This is a genomic window from Promicromonospora panici (assembly GCF_900608595.1).
GTDB classification, from domain to species: domain Bacteria; phylum Actinomycetota; class Actinomycetes; order Actinomycetales; family Cellulomonadaceae; genus Promicromonospora; species Promicromonospora panici.
In genome coordinates this window covers 204,488-219,186 of record NZ_UWYY01000004.1, presented here as the reverse complement: position 1 = coordinate 219,186, position 14,699 = coordinate 204,488, and the positions used below count along the sequence as shown (strand labels likewise).

The window sequence follows — 14,699 nt, the reverse complement described above, 5'->3', positions numbered from 1 at the left end:
ATGGCACAGGAGACAACCGTCGCCGCGGCGCCCACGCCCGCGCCGACCCCCGCCGCACAACGACGACGACGACGGCTGCGGCGCCCGGGCCAGACCGCCGCGCCGGTGCTGTTCATCTCGGTGGCCGTCGTGCTGTTCGTGGTGTTCTTCCTCGGTCCCGGGGCGCTCGGGCTGTACTACTCGTTCACCGACTACACCGGTGTCGGGGACCCGGAGTTCACAGGGCTGTCGAACTACGAGCGGCTGTTCGGCGACGAACAGTTCTACTCCTCGATCGGCCGCACCGTGCTCTACACGGTGCTCGCCGTCCCGGCGCACTACGTGGTTGCCCTCGGCATCTCGTTGCTGCTGGTCTCGGCCGCCACCAGGTTCCGGACGGCCGCCCGGGTCCTGTTCTTCCTGCCCTGGCTCATCTCCCCGATCGTCACGGGCGTCATCTGGCGCTGGATGTTCGGCGAGAACTTCGGGCTGGTCAACTACGTGATCACGGTGCTCAACCTGCCGCGGCAGCAGTGGGAGACCAACGGCGACCTCGCGCTCGCCGTCGTCATCCTCGCTAGCACCTGGTCGGGAACCGCGTTCACCATGCTGCTGTTCATCGCCGCCCTGCGGAACATCCCCAAGTCCTACCTGGAGGCCGCCCAGGTCGACGGCGCCTCGGCCGCGCAGCGGTTCTTCCGGATCACCCTGCCGCTGCTGCGCCCGACGTCGTTCATGGTGATCCTGCTCGGCACCCTCGGCGCGATGAAGGAGTTCGCCATGGTGCAGGCGCTCAACGGCGGAGGGCCGGGCACGGAGAACATGTTCATCGTCCAGTACATCTACCAGACCGGCTTCGAGCGGGCCCAGATCGGCTACGCGAGCGCCGTGTCGATGGTGCTCATGGTCATCCTCATCGTGATCGCGGTCGTCCAGATGCGCTTCGACCGGCGGGAGGACCTGTCGTGACCACGCCCCGCCCCGCGTTCCGCGGCGTCAACCCCGGGCTGACCCTGCTCCTGGTCGTGATCGCGGCACTGTTCGCGTTCCCGATGCTGTGGTTCCTGCTGAGCTCGTTCAAGCCGGGCAGCGAGCTGTTCAGCCTGCCGCTCTCGCTGTTCCCGGAAACCTGGACGACGTCGGGCTACGTCACGGCCTGGACCCGGTTCGACTTCTGGCGGTACTTCGCCAACACGGGCATCGTCGCGCTCGTCACGACGGCGCTGACCGTGCTGGTCTCCGCGATGACCGGGTACGCCTTCGCCAAGTACAAGGCGTGGTGGCTGCAGGCCTTCTTCATCTGCATCCTCGTCACGACGATGCTGCCGACCGAGGTCATCATGCCCTCGACGTTCGCGGTGATCCGCGACCTCGGCCTGTACAACACCCTGGCCGGCATCATCGTGCCGTCGATCCTCACCGCGACCGGCGTCTTCATGTTCCGGCAGTACTTCCGCACCGTCCCGGACGAGCTGCTGGAGGCGGCGCGGATCGACGGCGTCGGCGAGATCCGGGTGTTCTTCCAGATCATGCTCCCGATCGCGAAGCCGATCGCGATCGTGCTGGGGATCTTCTCCTTCCAGTGGCGCTGGAACGACTACATCTGGCCGCTGATCGTGCTCAACGACCCCAACAAGTACACGCTGCAGATCGCGCTCAGATCGATCGTCGGCGCGGACAACATCGACTGGTCGGTGCTGTTGTCGGCGTCGGTGATCTCCCTGGTCCCGATGGTGATCCTGTTCGTCGTGTTCCAGCGCCAGATCATGAGCGCCGACATCAACTCCGGCCTGAAGGACTGATCCTGGTGACATTCGCCGGCCGGATGGCCGACCTCGTCGAGACCTGGTGGGACCGCGAGCCGGATCCGCTCGCGGCCGGCCACCGCGAGCTCATGCGGCTGGTCGCGACCGCCGTGGCGCTGAAGATCCTGCGGCCAGGGGCAACCTCGTCCCGCCGGGTCGAGACCGCGCTCACCCTCGCCGAGCGGCTCGCGTCGCTGCAGGACGCCGGAGGCCTGTTCTCCTCCGACGGGAACCTGCACTCACCGCCGGACAGCGCCTTCACCCTCAACGACGTCGGCAGCACGCTGGCGGCACTGGAGGGGACGACGGACCCCGCGCTCGCTCGACTGGAGCAGCGGCTGCGGGGCATCGCGCACCGAGCCCTTCCGGCGCTGGTCGCCGGTGGTGTGCACACACCGAACCACCGGTGGGAGGTCAGCGCCGCGCTGGTTCGCCTGCGCGCCTTCGACGAGCGGGCGGTCGCCCGGGCGCAGCAGTGGCTCGCGGAGGGGGTCGACGCCGACCGCGACGGCCTCTACTCCGAGCGCAGCGCCGTCTACGCGGCGTTCGTGAGCAACCCGTCGCTGCTGGTGCTGGCCGAGGGCCTGGAGCGGCCCGACCTCCTGGAGGTCGTGCATGCCAACCTGCACAGCCAGCTCGACCTGACCGACGCCGACGGTGTCGTCGAGACCGTTTTCTCGCGCCGTCAGGACCAGGGCGGAGAGATCCCGCTGCAGGTCTTCCACACCCAGCTGCGGCGCTTCGCCCAGCGCGGCTGCGCCACCTGTGCGGCCGGCGCCGCGCGATCGGAGCCACGCGACGGTGCGGTGGCGGCGCTCGCGCTGCTCGAGCTGCTGACCGAACCCGAGCTCGACGCGCCGCTCCCGGCCGCGCCCGTGCCGCCGGATGTCGAGCAGGTCCGGCACTTCGCCGACGTCGGGCTGCTGGTGGCCGAGCGTGGACCCGAGCGCCTGGTCGTCTACGGCGGCTCCGACGTACCGCACGTCGGTCGCGTCGGCTCGGGCCTGGCGGGCGACCCGACGTTCCTGAGGTTCCGGTCCGGCGAGGCCGTGGTGCGCTCGCTGCGGCTGTCCCGCGTGTTCTTCGGCCTCGGCCCGTTCCGCGCCGAGTCCCTGCGGGTCGACGACGACGGCGTCGCGCACCTTCACGAGCGCGTCACTGCCGGCTACTACCAGCCGATGCCGGAGGGGCAGCGCCGCGCGGACGGGCGCTATCGGCTCGTCTCCGAGGGGCGCTTCAGCGCCTCGATGGCGTTCGACGAACGGGCCCGGGACGACGTCGAGCTGGTGACCGACGTCGAGGTGCGGGCGGGTTCGGGTGGCGTCGAGCTGCAGTTCAACACCAGTGGGGCGCCGACCCGGTGGTCCCTGGAGATCGCGCTGGGCGACGGTGTGCTGACCGGCGTCGAGCAGGTCGCGACCAACGTCTACCGCATGGCCGGACACTCTGCCGAGCTGCGCAGCGGCGACGACGCTCTGGTGATCGAGACCTCGGCGAAGCCCGAGCCCGACGTGGTCGGCACCTATGCGCCGGGTGAGGCCTTCGAGTTCCTCGGCGGCACCGACGCCCTGGACGGCCCTCGCCTCTACCTCACCGGCACGACCCCCGGCGCCTGGACGCTCGGCCTCCGCCGCGCCTGAGCGTCACCGGGCTCCCAGCCTTCGGCTGACCTCTCGTGCCGCATGTGTTGCCCGCTCCGCGAGCCCAGCCCGCGCGTCGTCGTCGTACGCATCCGAGCGGAACGTCACCGCCAGCCCCGCGACGGGCCGCCCCGTGTGGTCCACGACGGCCGCGGCCACCGATGCGAAGCCGGCCGTCACCTCGCCGTCCTCCACAGCGAACCCGCGCGCCCGAGCCTCGCGCAGCACCGTCCGCAGCTCCCGCAAGGTCCGCGGCCCGGCCCCGGTGAGGTCGGTGAACGATCCCGGCGTCGGGTACAGCGCGCGCACCTGCGCCGGGGGCAGCAGCGCCAGCACCGCGCGCCCGCTGGCGGTGAGGTGGCTCGGGAGGTGGACGTCGACGTCGGTCACCAGGGGCGGGCGCCCCGCCGCGCGCTGCTCCACCAGGTACAGGACCTCCCGGCCGTTCAGCACCGCGAGGTGCCCGTTCTCGCCGGCCGTCTCCACCAGGCGGGCGACCACCGGCGCGGCCAGCCGGGTGAGCGGCGCCTGCCGCGTGTACGCACTGCCCAGGCCGAGGGCGGCCACGCCCAGGCCGTAGCGGCGCTCGTCCGGGAAGTGCCGCACGAAGCCCTCGTCCCGCAGCACCGACAGCAGGTGATAGACGCTCGACCGGGGCACCCCGATGCCGTGCGCGATGGCGCCTGCCGGCACCGGCCCGGTCTGCGCCGCGAGGAACGTCAACAGCCGGGCCGTGGTGCGTGCGGCGGGAACGGTGCTGCTGCCGGCCACTGTTTCCTCCCGGTGAACTGTCTTGTATCCCAGACTCTATCGCCGCTTCCCGCCGCGCTACGGTGCTCCCGGCGAGGTTCTATGGGCGCATGAGCACCCTGCACCACGAGGGACCGACGCCGCACACCCACGCGGCCGACCCGGACCTGCCCCGGCACGTAGTCATCGACGGCACGCCGCTGACCGTCGACCAGGTGGTCGCGGTCGCCCGCTACGGCGCGTCGGTCGAGATCCATGAGACGGCCCTGGCCCGAATGGCGCAGAGCCGCGCCGTCATCGACGGTCTGGCCCAGGACGTCGTACCCCACTACGGCGTCTCCACCGGCTTCGGGGCGCTGGCCCGCCGGCACATCCCCACCGAGATGCGGGCCCAGCTCCAGCTCAGCCTCGTGCGGTCGCACGCCGCCGGGTCCGGTCCCGAGGTCGAGACCGAGGTGGTGCGCGCGCTGCAGCTCCTGCGCCTCGCGACCCTGGTCACCGGGCACACCGGCGCCCGTCCGGTCACCGCGCAGAACTACGCCGCGATGCTTAACGCCGGGATCACGCCGATCGTGCACGAGTACGGGTCGCTCGGCTGCTCCGGGGATCTCGCGCCGCTCGCGCACGTGGCGCTCGCCGCCATGGGGGAGGGGCGGGTCCGTGTCGTGTCTGTGGGCTCGGGGGTCTCGACCGGCTCGACCGGCTCGACCGGATCGACCGGCGAAGTCGACGCCGCACAGGCCCTCGCCGACGCCGGCATCGCGCCGCTCGTGCTCGCCGAGAAGGAGGGCCTCGCCCTCATCAACGGCACCGACGGCATGCTCGGCATGCTCTGCCTCGCGATCCACGACCTGCGCCGCCTGCTCACCACGGCCGACGTCGCCGCGGCCCTGTCCGTCGAGGCGCTGCTCGGCTCGGACGCGCCGTTCGCCGAGGACCTCGTCGGCATGCGTCCGCACCCGGGCCAGGCGGCATCGGCGTCGAACATGCGGCAGATCCTGGCGGGCTCGCCCCTCATGGCGAGCCACCGCGAGCTCGACGACGCCGGGAACCCCGCCTGCACCCGCGTGCAGGACGCCTACTCCCTGCGCTGCGCGCCCCAGGTGCACGGCGCTGCCCGCGACACCCTTGAGCACGCCGCCACGGTCGCGCGCCGGGAGCTGGCCTCCGCGATCGACAACCCGGTGGTGACCTCCGACGGGCGCGTGGAGTCCAACGGCAACTTCCACGGGGCTCCCGTCGGCTACGTGCTCGACTTCCTCGCCATCGCGGCCGCCGACCTGGCGAGCATGAGCGAGCGGCGCACGGACCGGTTCCTCGACGTCTCCCGCTCCGAGGGCCTGCCCGCGTTCCTCGCGCACGATCCCGGCGTCGACTCCGGGCACATGATCGCCCAGTACACGGCAGCCGGGATCGTCTCAGAGCTGAAGCGCCTGGCCGCACCGGCCAGCGTGGACTCCATCCCGAGCTCCGCCATGCAGGAGGACCACGTGTCCATGGGCTGGTCCGGCGCACGCAAGCTCCGCCGCTCCGTCGACGGGCTCACGCGCGTGCTGGCCATCGAGGTGCTCACGGCGACACGAGCCCTCGACTTCCGCGCGGAGGCTCCCGCGGCCGGCACGGGTGCGGTGCACGACGCCGTCCGCGCCGTCGTGCCCGGACCCGGACCCGACCGCCACCTCGCCCCGGAGATCGAGCACGTGGTCCAGCTCGTGGCGGCCGGCCGGATCGCGGCGGCCGCCGCGTCCGCCGTCGGCCCCTTGCTGTGAGAACCCTTTGCTGTGGGCGCGAACTTTGCGCCTAAAGCGGGCAGGAAGACGCAACCATCGCGCCCACAACCAAGAAGGAGACGCAGATGAATCAGCCCTATGACCGGGGGACCCCGGTCGCCGTCCGCGCCCCGCGCGGCACCACCCTGACCGCCCGCAGCTGGCAGACCGAGGCCCCGCTGCGCATGCTGATGAACAACCTCGACCCGGAGGTGGCCGAGCGGCCCGACGACCTGGTCGTCTACGGCGGCACCGGCCGCGCCGCGCGGGACTGGCCGAGCTACCACGCGATAGTCCGCTCGCTCACGGACCTGCGCGACGACGAGACGCTGATGGTGCAGTCGGGCCGCCCGGTGGGCGTGCTGCGGACGCACGAGTGGGCGCCGCGCGTGCTGATCGCGAACTCGAACCTGGTCGGGGACTGGGCGAACTGGCCCGAGTTCCGGCGCCTGGAGCAGCTCGGACTGACCATGTACGGGCAGATGACCGCCGGGTCGTGGATCTACATCGGCTCGCAGGGGATCCTGCAGGGCACGTACGAGACGCTGGCGGCGGTGGCGGCGAAGAAGTTCGACGGAACCCTCGCGGGGACGCTGACCCTGACCGGCGGCTGCGGCGGCATGGGCGGCGCGCAGCCGCTGGCCGTGACGCTCAACGGCGGCGTCTGCCTCGTGGTCGACGTCGACCCGGCCCGCCTGCACCGGCGCGTCGAGACGCGGTACCTCGACGTCGTCGCGGAGTCGCTGGACGCGGGTGTGGCGCTCGCGCTGGCCGCGAAGAAGGAGCGCCGGGCACTGTCGGTGGGCGTGGTCGGCAACTCGGCCGACGTCGTGCCGGAGCTGCTGCGCCGGGGCGTCGAGATCGACATCGTCACCGACCAGACCTCGGCGCACGACCCGTTGTCGTACCTGCCGTCCGGCGTCGCGCTGGAGGACTGGACCGACCTCGCCGCGAAGGATCCCGAAGGGTTCACCGACCGGGCCCGGGAGTCGATGGCCCGGCACGTCGAGGGCATGGTCGGGTTCCAGGACGCGGGCGCCGAGGTGTTCGACTACGGCAACTCGATCCGCGACGAGGCCCGCCTGGGCGGGTACGACCGCGCGTTCGACTTCCCGGGCTTCGTGCCCGCGTACATCCGACCGCTGTTCGCGGAGGGCAAGGGCCCGTTCCGCTGGGCGGCGCTGTCCGGGGACCCGCGCGACATCGCCGTCACCGACCAGGCAGTGCTCGACCTGTTCCCCGACAACGACCACCTCGGGCGCTGGATCCGCGCCGCCCAGGACCGGGTCGCCTTCCAGGGGCTGCCGGCCCGCATCTGCTGGCTCGGGCACGGGGAGCGGGACGTCGCGGGGCTGCGGTTCAACGAGCTCGTCGCGTCGGGCGAGATCTCCGCGCCGATCGCCATCGGGCGCGACCACCTGGACTCCGGCTCGGTCGCCTCCCCGTACCGGGAGACCGAGTCGATGGCGGACGGCTCCGACGCCATCGCCGACTGGCCGCTCCTGAACGCCCTGATGAACACCGCCTCCGGCGCGACCTGGGTCTCGATCCACCATGGGGGTGGTGTGGGTATGGGGCGATCGCTGCACTCCGGCCAGGTCTCGGTTGCCGACGGGACGCCGTTGGCCGCCGAGAAGCTCGCGCGGGTGCTCGCGAACGACCCGGCGACGGGCGTGCTGCGCCACGTCGACGCCGGGTACGACGACGCCGTCGCGGCCGCCGAGCGCGGCGGGCTGCGCGTGCCGATGCGGGAGACGACGTGACGGATGTAGGGCGGCTGCTCGACGCGATCGCCGACGTCGGGCGGGCGCCGTCCGGCGGGTACGAGCGGTTCGCCTGGACCCCGCACGACCTGGCGCTGCGCGAGTGGTTCGCCGCCGAGGCGGCCGCGCGTGGGCTCTCCGTGATGACCGACCGCGCAGGAAACCAGTGGGCATGGTGGGGCGACCCCGGTGCCGACGGGCCCGGCGTCGTGACCGGCAGCCACCTCGACTCCGTGCCCGGCGGCGGCGCGTTCGACGGCCCGCTCGGGGTCGCCAGCGCGTTCGCGGCGCTCGACGCGCTGCGGGCCGACGGCGTCCAACCCGCTCGGCCGCTGGGGATCGTGAACTTCTCCGACGAGGAGGGCGCTCGGTTCGGGCTCGCCTGCCTCGGCTCGCGCGCGGTCACGGGGACTGTCGGCGCGGACCGGTTGCTCGCGCTGCGGGACGGCGCCGGGGACAGCCTGGCGGGCGTGCTCGCCCGGGGCGCCGGCGGAGTGCGGCTCGAGCAGTACGGGCGTGACCCCGAGGCTCTCGGGCGGATCGGCGTCTTCGTCGAGTTGCACGTGGAACAGGGCCGGTACCTGGCTGACCTGCCCTCGGACGAGGCGGCGCCGGTTGCGATCGGCTCGGCGATCTGGCCGCACGGCCGCTGGCGCGTCGACCTGGCGGGCGAGGCCAACCACGCCGGCACGACGCCGCTGGACCACCGCCACGACCCGATGCTCGACCTCGCGCGGCTCATCACCGACGTCCGCGCGGCAGCCGAGCACGCCGGGGCGCTCGCGACGCTGGCCAAGGTCCAGGTCGAGCCGAACGGCGTCAACGCGATCCCGTCCCGCGTCCGCGCCTGGATAGACGCCCGCGCGGAGACGGAGTCTGCGGTCCGGGCGGTCCTGGGCCATCCGGCGACCGCTGACAAGGCTGCAGTCGGCAGGGCCGGGGCCGCGGGGCTGAGCCAGTGGCATCCCGTCGAGGAGTCCTGGACGCCCGCCACCGTGTTCGATCCGGCGCTCGCGGCACGGATCGCCGATGTCGTCGGACGGCCCGGCTCCGGCCTGCCTGCCCCGGTGATCGGCACGGGCGCGGGCCACGACGCCGGGATCCTCGCCGCGGCCGGTGTGCCCACCGCGATGCTGTTCGTGCGCAACCCCACGGGCGTCTCGCACTCCCCGGCCGAGTTCGCGGAGGCGGCCGACTGCGACGCCGGCGTGGCCGCGCTCACGGCGGTCCTGGCAGATCTCCTCACCGAACCGCGTGGTCGGCAGAATGCAAGGTGGTCGGCACCTCGGAATGCCGATCACCTGACGTCCTACCGACCACCCGCGGACGGCAGCGCCGCCGGGAGTGGGGCGCGATGAGCTTCTGGTGCGAGCGGGCCTGGCTGGCCCAACCGGGCGGCCCCGGCGTCGTGGAGTCGGTGCGGGTGGAGACCGCCGAGGGACGGATCGTCGGCGTCGAGCTCGGAGCTGCGGCGTCGGACGGCGACGTGCGGCTCGGCGGGATAGTGCTCCCGGGTCTCGCCAACGCGCACTCGCACGCGTTCCACCGCGCCCTGCGCGGGCGCACGCACGCGGGCGGCGGCTCCTTCTGGACCTGGCGCGCGGGGATGTACGCGCTGGCCGCGGCACTGACGCCGGAGCTGTACGAGCGGCTGGCGCGCGCCGTGTACGCCGAGATGGCGCTGGGCGGGACGACCGCCGTCGGCGAGTTCCACTACGTGCACCATCGCGCCGACGGGACGCCGCACCCGGCGTCCGAGGGCGGGCCGAACGCCATGGCCGAGGCCCTGCGCTCCGCCGCGCGCGACGCCGGGGTACACCTCACGCTGCTCGACACCTGCTACCTGCACGGTGGCCTCGGTACGGAGCATCCCGGTACGGCTCAGCACGAGCCGCTCGCCCCCGAGCAAGCCCGGTTCGGCGATGGCACCGTCGAGGCATGGGCGCGCCGCGTGGACGCGCTGCGCGCCGCCTGGGCCGACGACGACCGCGTGCTCGTCGGCGCCGCCGCCCACTCGGTCCGCGCGGTCACGCCCGACGAGCTGCGCGAGGTCGCCGGGTGGGCGCGGCGGGCCGGCGCGCCGCTGCACGTGCACCTGTCGGAGCAGCCGGGGGAGAACGAGGCGGCGCTCGCGGCCTTCGGCGTCACCCCGACGCGCCTGCTGCACGACGCCGGAGCTCTCGGCCCCGGCACCACCGCGATCCACGCCGTGCATCTGACCGACGACGACGTCGCGCTGCTCGGCGCCTCGGGCACGGGCGTCTGCCTCTGCCCGACCACGGAGCGCGACCTCGCCGACGGATTGGCCCCAGGGCTTCGGCTGCTGCGGGCGGGCAGCCCGCTGTCGGTCGGTACGGACCAGCACGTGGGCGCCGACGTGCTCGCGGAGGCGCGCGGCGTCGAGGAGCACGAACGGCTCGCGACCGGACGGCGCGGCTCGTTCGGTCCGGCGACCCTGGTCGAGATGGCGACGTCGGCCGGGCACGCGGCGCTCGGCCGGCCGGACGGGGGGCGGATCGCCGTGGGCGCGCCCGCCGACCTGGTCGCGGTGCGCCTCGACACGGCGCGCACCGCCGGGACCGACCCCGCCCAGGTGGCCCTGGTGGCGGGTGCGACGGACGTGTCCGACGTCGTGGCGGGCGGCGAGCTCGTCGTCCGGGACGGCGAGCACCGCGCCGGCGACGTCGCCCGGATGCTGTCGGAGGCGATCGACGAACTCTGGACTGCGACAACCCCCTAGCCCCTGGTTGTGGGCGCGACCGTTGCGCCCAAAACGGACTCGAAGTCGCAACGGTCGCGCTCACAACCAAAGACCTCAGGGAGCGAAGCATGAGCGTGCTGCTGACGAACATCGGCGAGCTGGTCACGAACGACCCGGTCCACGGCGGGGCGTCCGAGCCTCGCGCCGGCGGCCCGGGCGACGGGCTCGGCATGGTGGCGGACGCCGCCGTCGTCGTCGAGGCGGGCCGGATTGCTTGGACGGGACCGGCGTCGTCGGCGCCCGCGGCGGACGTGGCGGTCGACCTCGAGGGGCGATGCGTGCTCCCGGGGTTCGTGGACTCGCACTCGCACACCGTGTTCGCGGGGGACCGCTCAGCGGAGTTCGCCGCGCGCATGACGGGCGAGCCGTACACCGGGGGCGGCATCGCGAACACCGTGGCCGCCACGCGCGCCGCGAGCGAGGAGGCCCTGCGGGCGCGCGGCCGAGCCCTCGTGCGGGAGATGCTCGCGCAGGGCACGACCACCGTCGAGATCAAGAGCGGCTACGGCCAGGACGTCGCCACCGAGGCCCGCATGCTGCGGATCGCGCGCGAGCTCACGCCGGAGACGACCTACCTCGGCGCCCACACCGTCCCCGCCGAGTACGCGCACGACCGCGCCGCCTACCTCCGCCTCGTGACCGGGCCGATGCTCGCCGCCTGCGCGCCGCACGCCCGCTGGGTCGACGTGTTCTGCGAGCCCGCGGCGCCCACCGCCTTCGACGAGGACGAGTCCCGGGCCGTGCTCGCCGCCGGCCTGCGCGCCGGCTTGCTCGCCCGCGTGCACGGCAACCAGCTCTCGGCCGGCCCCGGCGTCCGGCTCGCGGTCGAGGTCGGGGCGGCCAGCGTCGACCACTGCACCTACCTGACCGACGCCGACGTCGACGCGCTGGCCGGGTCCTGGGCCGGCCGCTCGGGCTCGGGCTCCGGCGTCGGGCACGGCAGCGTCGCGACGCTCCTGCCCGCGATCGAGTTCTCCACCCGGTCGCCCTATCCGGACGCGCGCCGTCTGCTAGCGGCTGGCGTGCCCGTCGCGCTCGCCACGGACTGCAACCCGGGCTCGGGCTACAGCTCGTCCATGCCGTTCGTGGTCGCGCTCGCCGTGCGCGAGATGCGGATGAGTCCTGCCGAGGCCCTCTGGTCGGCCACGGCGGGCGGGGCGGCGGCACTCCGGCGGGACGACGTCGGCCACCTGCGGGTCGGCGCGCGCGCCGATCTCACCGTGCTCGACGCCCCCAGCCACCTCTACCTGGCCTACCGCCCTGGCGTACCGCTGGTCGCCCAGGTGTGGAAGGACGGCGCGCGGGCCTGACCGCGAAACTTTCGACGTGCCCGAGGGTGCGCGGCCCTCTCTCCGCCGCGTAACCCGCAGTGCTGGAGTCACTCGGACCGAGGGGTTGACGGGCTTTCCGGCTTACCCTACTTTAACGGTAAATTTGCGAAACGGCACGAAAGTGTTTCGGTCGATCGGTCCGGCGGGCCGTCGAGCTGGTCGGCCGAGCGCGACCGTCGCAGGTGATTCCCGAGCACTGGCGCTCGGGATCGGTTCTCAATGAGGAGAGACATGACTCGTGACGTGACAACTCGACGAGCGCGCCGCACAGGCCGGCGCATGACGGCGGCCGTGGCCGCGGCGGCGCTGGTCGCCCTGGCCGCGTGCACCACAGGCGGTGGCGGAGACGGCGAGCCCGAAGGGCTCGAACAGACCACCGGTGCCATGGAGAGCTTCGAGGCCGACCAGCAGTTCAAGGCCACCGAGCCGGTGAGCTTCTCCATGCTCTGGACCGACTGGCCCGAGCTTCCGATCAAGGACTCCTGGCAGCAGTTCGACGAGATCGAGAAGCGGACGAACGTCTCCCTCGACCTGACCAACATCCCGTTCAGCGACGCGGTGGAGAAGCGCAGCCTCCTCCTCAGCGCCGGTGACGCGCCGTACATCATCCCGCTCGTCTACACCGGCGAGGAGAAGAGCTTCGCGGCGTCGGGCGCCGTGCTGCCGCTCAGTGACTACGAGGAGTACATGCCCAACTTCCAGAAGTACGTGGAGGAGTGGGACCTGCGCCCGATGATCGACAACCTGCGCCAGGCGGACGGCAAGTACTACATGATGCCCGGCCTCCAGGAGGTCTCGGTCCCGGTCTTCACGCTCCTGGTGCGCAAGGACGTGTTCGACGAGGTGGGTGCGCCCATCCCGGAGACCTGGGACGAGCTGCGGGCGGGGCTCGAGAAGATCAAGGCCAAGTACCCCGACAGCTACCCCCTGGCCGACGGTTTCGAGGGCCAGTCGATGCTCAACTACGCCTCGCACGCCTTCGGGACCCGGGCCGGCTGGGGATTCGGCGACGGCACGTTCTTCGACGAGGAGTCCGGCGAGTTCGTGTACGCCGCCACGTCGGACGGCTACAAGAAGATGGTCGAGTACTTCCACGGGCTCGTGGAGGACGGGCTGCTCGACCCCGAGTCCTTCACCGCCACCAACGACGGCGCGGGGACGGTCACCGAGAAGTTCGCCGCTGAAGAGGTGTTCGCCGCCTCCGGCGCGAACGGCACGGTGCAGGAGTTCTCGACGGCGCTGGACGAGACGGTCGGCAAGGGCAACCACGAGGTCGTCCAGATCGCCCCGCCGGGCGGCGAGGCCGGCCAGATCGTCGAGCCGCGCAACTTCTGGAACGGCTTCATGGTGAACTCCGAGGCCAAGGACGACCCGAACTTCATCGCCCTGCTGCAGTTCCTGGACTGGCTGTACTACAACCCCGACGCCCGCGAGATGCTGCGCTGGGGCGTCGAGGGCGAGACGTACACCAAGTCCGAAGACGGGAAGTTCACGCTCGAGCCCGGCTACTCGCTCGACGCGTTCAACATCAACTTCGGCGCGGGCACGGACATCGCGAAGGACCTGGGATTCTCGTCGGAGGTCCTCGCGGGCTCGACCGAGTCCAGGGCGCTGAAGGAGTCCTACAACTCGCCCCAGTTCGTGGAGTACATCGACTCTGTGCTCTCGACGAGGACGCCGCGCGACCCGTTCCCGCCCGCGCCACTGAACGAGGCGGAGCTCGAGCAGGCCTCGCTCCTGACGACGACGCTCGCGGACACCGTCAACACCAACACGCTGAAGTTCATCCTCGGTGAGCGGGACCTCAGCGAGTGGGACGCGTACGTCGCCGAGCTCGAGGGCCAGAACCTGCAGGGGTACCTGGACCTCGTCAACGGCGCCCACCAGCGTTTCGCCGAGAGCAACGGCTAGTGGTCGCCGAAACGGTCGGCCGACGGCAGGTCGTCGGTCGACGGCCGTGGAACACCGGTCCACCGCGCGGCCACGGGACCAAGCTGCCGTGGCGCGTCGTGTGGCGCCGGGACGGCGTCCTCTACCTGATGGCCGTCCTGCCGGTCCTGTTCCTCCTGATCTTCCGCTACGGCCCGATGCTGGGGAACGTCATCGCGTTCCGCCGGTTCCGGCCGGGCGGCAGCATCTTCGGCGAGGAATGGGTCGGGCTGCTCTACGTGGACATGTTCATCAACGACCCGACGTTCTGGCACGTGTTCGGCAACACGGTCATCATCGGGGCGCTCACGCTGATCGTCGGCTTCCCGCTGCCCATCGTCCTGGCGCTCCTGCTCAACGAGGTACGGAAGAAGGCGTTCAAGAGGGCGGTCCAGTCGATCTCCTACCTGCCGCACTTCCTCTCGGTGGTGATCGTCGCCGGCATGGTCATGCAGCTCCTGTCGCTGCAGGGGACGGTCAACCAGATCACCGAGGCCCTGGGCGGGGAAGCTGTCCCGTACCTGCAGCGGCCGGAGTGGTTCCGAGCGATCTACGTCGGGTCCGAGGTGTGGCAGACCCTCGGGTGGGGGACCATCCTCTACCTCGCCGCACTGACCACCGTCGACGCCTCGCTCTACGAGGCAGCCCGGATCGACGGCGCCAACCGGTGGCGGCAGACGTGGCACGTCACCCTGCCCGGCATCCGGCCCACCATGATCACGCTGCTGATCCTCAACATCGGGACCTTCCTCAACGTCGGCTTCGAGAAGGTCCTCCTCCTCTACAGCCCGCTGACCTACGCCACGGGCGACGTCATCTCGACGTACCTGTACCGCGTCGGACTGGTGTCCAACAACCTCAGCTACGCGGCCGCGATCGGGCTCTTCCAGGCCTGTATCGGGCTCGTCATGGTGCTGTCGGCGAATCTCATCTCGCGACGTATGACAGGAGCAAGCCTGTGGTGACCCAGAA

Annotated in this window: 11 protein-coding genes; 10 read left to right on the top strand and 1 reads right to left on the bottom strand. The window is 72.0% G+C overall.

All coding sequences use genetic code 11. From position 1 onward, the window contains the following. The 3 genes from EW117_RS06150 to EW117_RS06140 are packed head-to-tail and all read left to right on the top strand — an operon-like array spanning position 1 to position 3,424. Positions 1-948, top strand: coding sequence for a carbohydrate ABC transporter permease (locus EW117_RS06150; protein ID WP_129784736.1), 948 nt, complete (start codon positions 1-3; stop codon positions 946-948). Continuing rightward, positions 945-1,781, top strand: coding sequence for a carbohydrate ABC transporter permease (locus tag EW117_RS06145; RefSeq protein WP_242504111.1), 837 nt, complete (start codon positions 945-947; stop codon positions 1,779-1,781). Before EW117_RS06150 ends, EW117_RS06145 begins: the two co-directional genes overlap by 4 nt. Before the next feature lie 5 nt (positions 1,782-1,786). After that, positions 1,787-3,424, top strand: a complete 1,638-nt coding sequence (locus EW117_RS06140; RefSeq protein ID WP_129784734.1) for a hypothetical protein — start codon at positions 1,787-1,789, stop codon at positions 3,422-3,424. 3 nt (positions 3,425-3,427) lie between these two features. Here EW117_RS06140 and EW117_RS06135 read toward each other — a convergent pair whose 3' ends face one another. After that, positions 3,428-4,195: an IclR family transcriptional regulator gene (locus EW117_RS06135; RefSeq protein WP_129784732.1), complete on the bottom strand. Its 768-nt coding sequence runs from the start codon at positions 4,193-4,195 to the stop codon at positions 3,428-3,430. A gap of 89 nt (positions 4,196-4,284) precedes the next feature. Here EW117_RS06135 and hutH point away from each other — a divergent pair, with 89 nt between their 5' ends. From hutH to EW117_RS06100, 7 genes are all read left to right on the top strand, one after another. Continuing rightward, complete coding sequence (gene hutH, locus EW117_RS06130) at positions 4,285-5,943, top strand: histidine ammonia-lyase (RefSeq protein WP_242504110.1); 1,659 nt, start codon at positions 4,285-4,287, stop codon at positions 5,941-5,943. Between the two features lie 86 nt (positions 5,944-6,029). After that, entirely contained in the window at positions 6,030-7,706 is a 1,677-nt protein-coding gene (gene hutU, locus EW117_RS06125; RefSeq protein ID WP_129784730.1) for a urocanate hydratase, read from the top strand. Further along, entirely contained in the window at positions 7,703-9,064 is a 1,362-nt protein-coding gene (locus tag EW117_RS06120) for an allantoate amidohydrolase (protein WP_207211769.1), read from the top strand. The genes hutU and EW117_RS06120 overlap by 4 nt, the downstream gene beginning before the upstream one ends. Continuing rightward, the gene (locus EW117_RS06115; protein WP_129784728.1) at positions 9,061-10,446 is read left to right on the top strand and encodes a formimidoylglutamate deiminase; all 1,386 of its coding nucleotides are present in this window, start codon (positions 9,061-9,063) and stop codon (positions 10,444-10,446) included. The genes EW117_RS06120 and EW117_RS06115 overlap by 4 nt, the downstream gene beginning before the upstream one ends. 89 nt (positions 10,447-10,535) lie before the next feature. Continuing rightward, entirely contained in the window at positions 10,536-11,777 is a 1,242-nt protein-coding gene (gene hutI / locus EW117_RS06110) for an imidazolonepropionase (protein ID WP_129784726.1), read from the top strand. Between the two features lie 252 nt (positions 11,778-12,029). After that, positions 12,030-13,709 (top strand): ABC transporter substrate-binding protein, encoded by a 1,680-nt coding sequence (locus tag EW117_RS06105; protein WP_129784724.1) that lies wholly within the window; start codon positions 12,030-12,032, stop codon positions 13,707-13,709. After that, a complete protein-coding gene (locus tag EW117_RS06100) occupies positions 13,709-14,692 on the top strand; it encodes an ABC transporter permease (RefSeq protein ID WP_242504109.1) in 984 nt (327 codons plus the stop codon). Before EW117_RS06105 ends, EW117_RS06100 begins: the two co-directional genes overlap by 1 nt. Positions 14,693-14,699 lie beyond the last annotated feature (7 nt).

Excerpts from the sequence above, each read along its gene's own strand:
- hutI (WP_129784726.1), top strand. The coding sequence starts at position 10,536 with ATGAGCGTGCTGCTGACGAACATCGGCGAGCTGGTCACGAACGACCCG.
- hutU (WP_129784730.1), top strand. The coding sequence starts at position 6,030 with ATGAATCAGCCCTATGACCGGGGGACCCCGGTCGCCGTCCGCGCCCCG.
- EW117_RS06115 (WP_129784728.1), top strand. The coding sequence starts at position 9,061 with ATGAGCTTCTGGTGCGAGCGGGCCTGGCTGGCCCAACCGGGCGGCCCC.
- EW117_RS06105 (WP_129784724.1), top strand. The coding sequence starts at position 12,030 with ATGACTCGTGACGTGACAACTCGACGAGCGCGCCGCACAGGCCGGCGC.
- EW117_RS06150 (WP_129784736.1), top strand. The coding sequence starts at position 1 with ATGGCACAGGAGACAACCGTCGCCGCGGCGCCCACGCCCGCGCCGACC.
- hutH (WP_242504110.1), top strand. The coding sequence starts at position 4,285 with ATGAGCACCCTGCACCACGAGGGACCGACGCCGCACACCCACGCGGCC.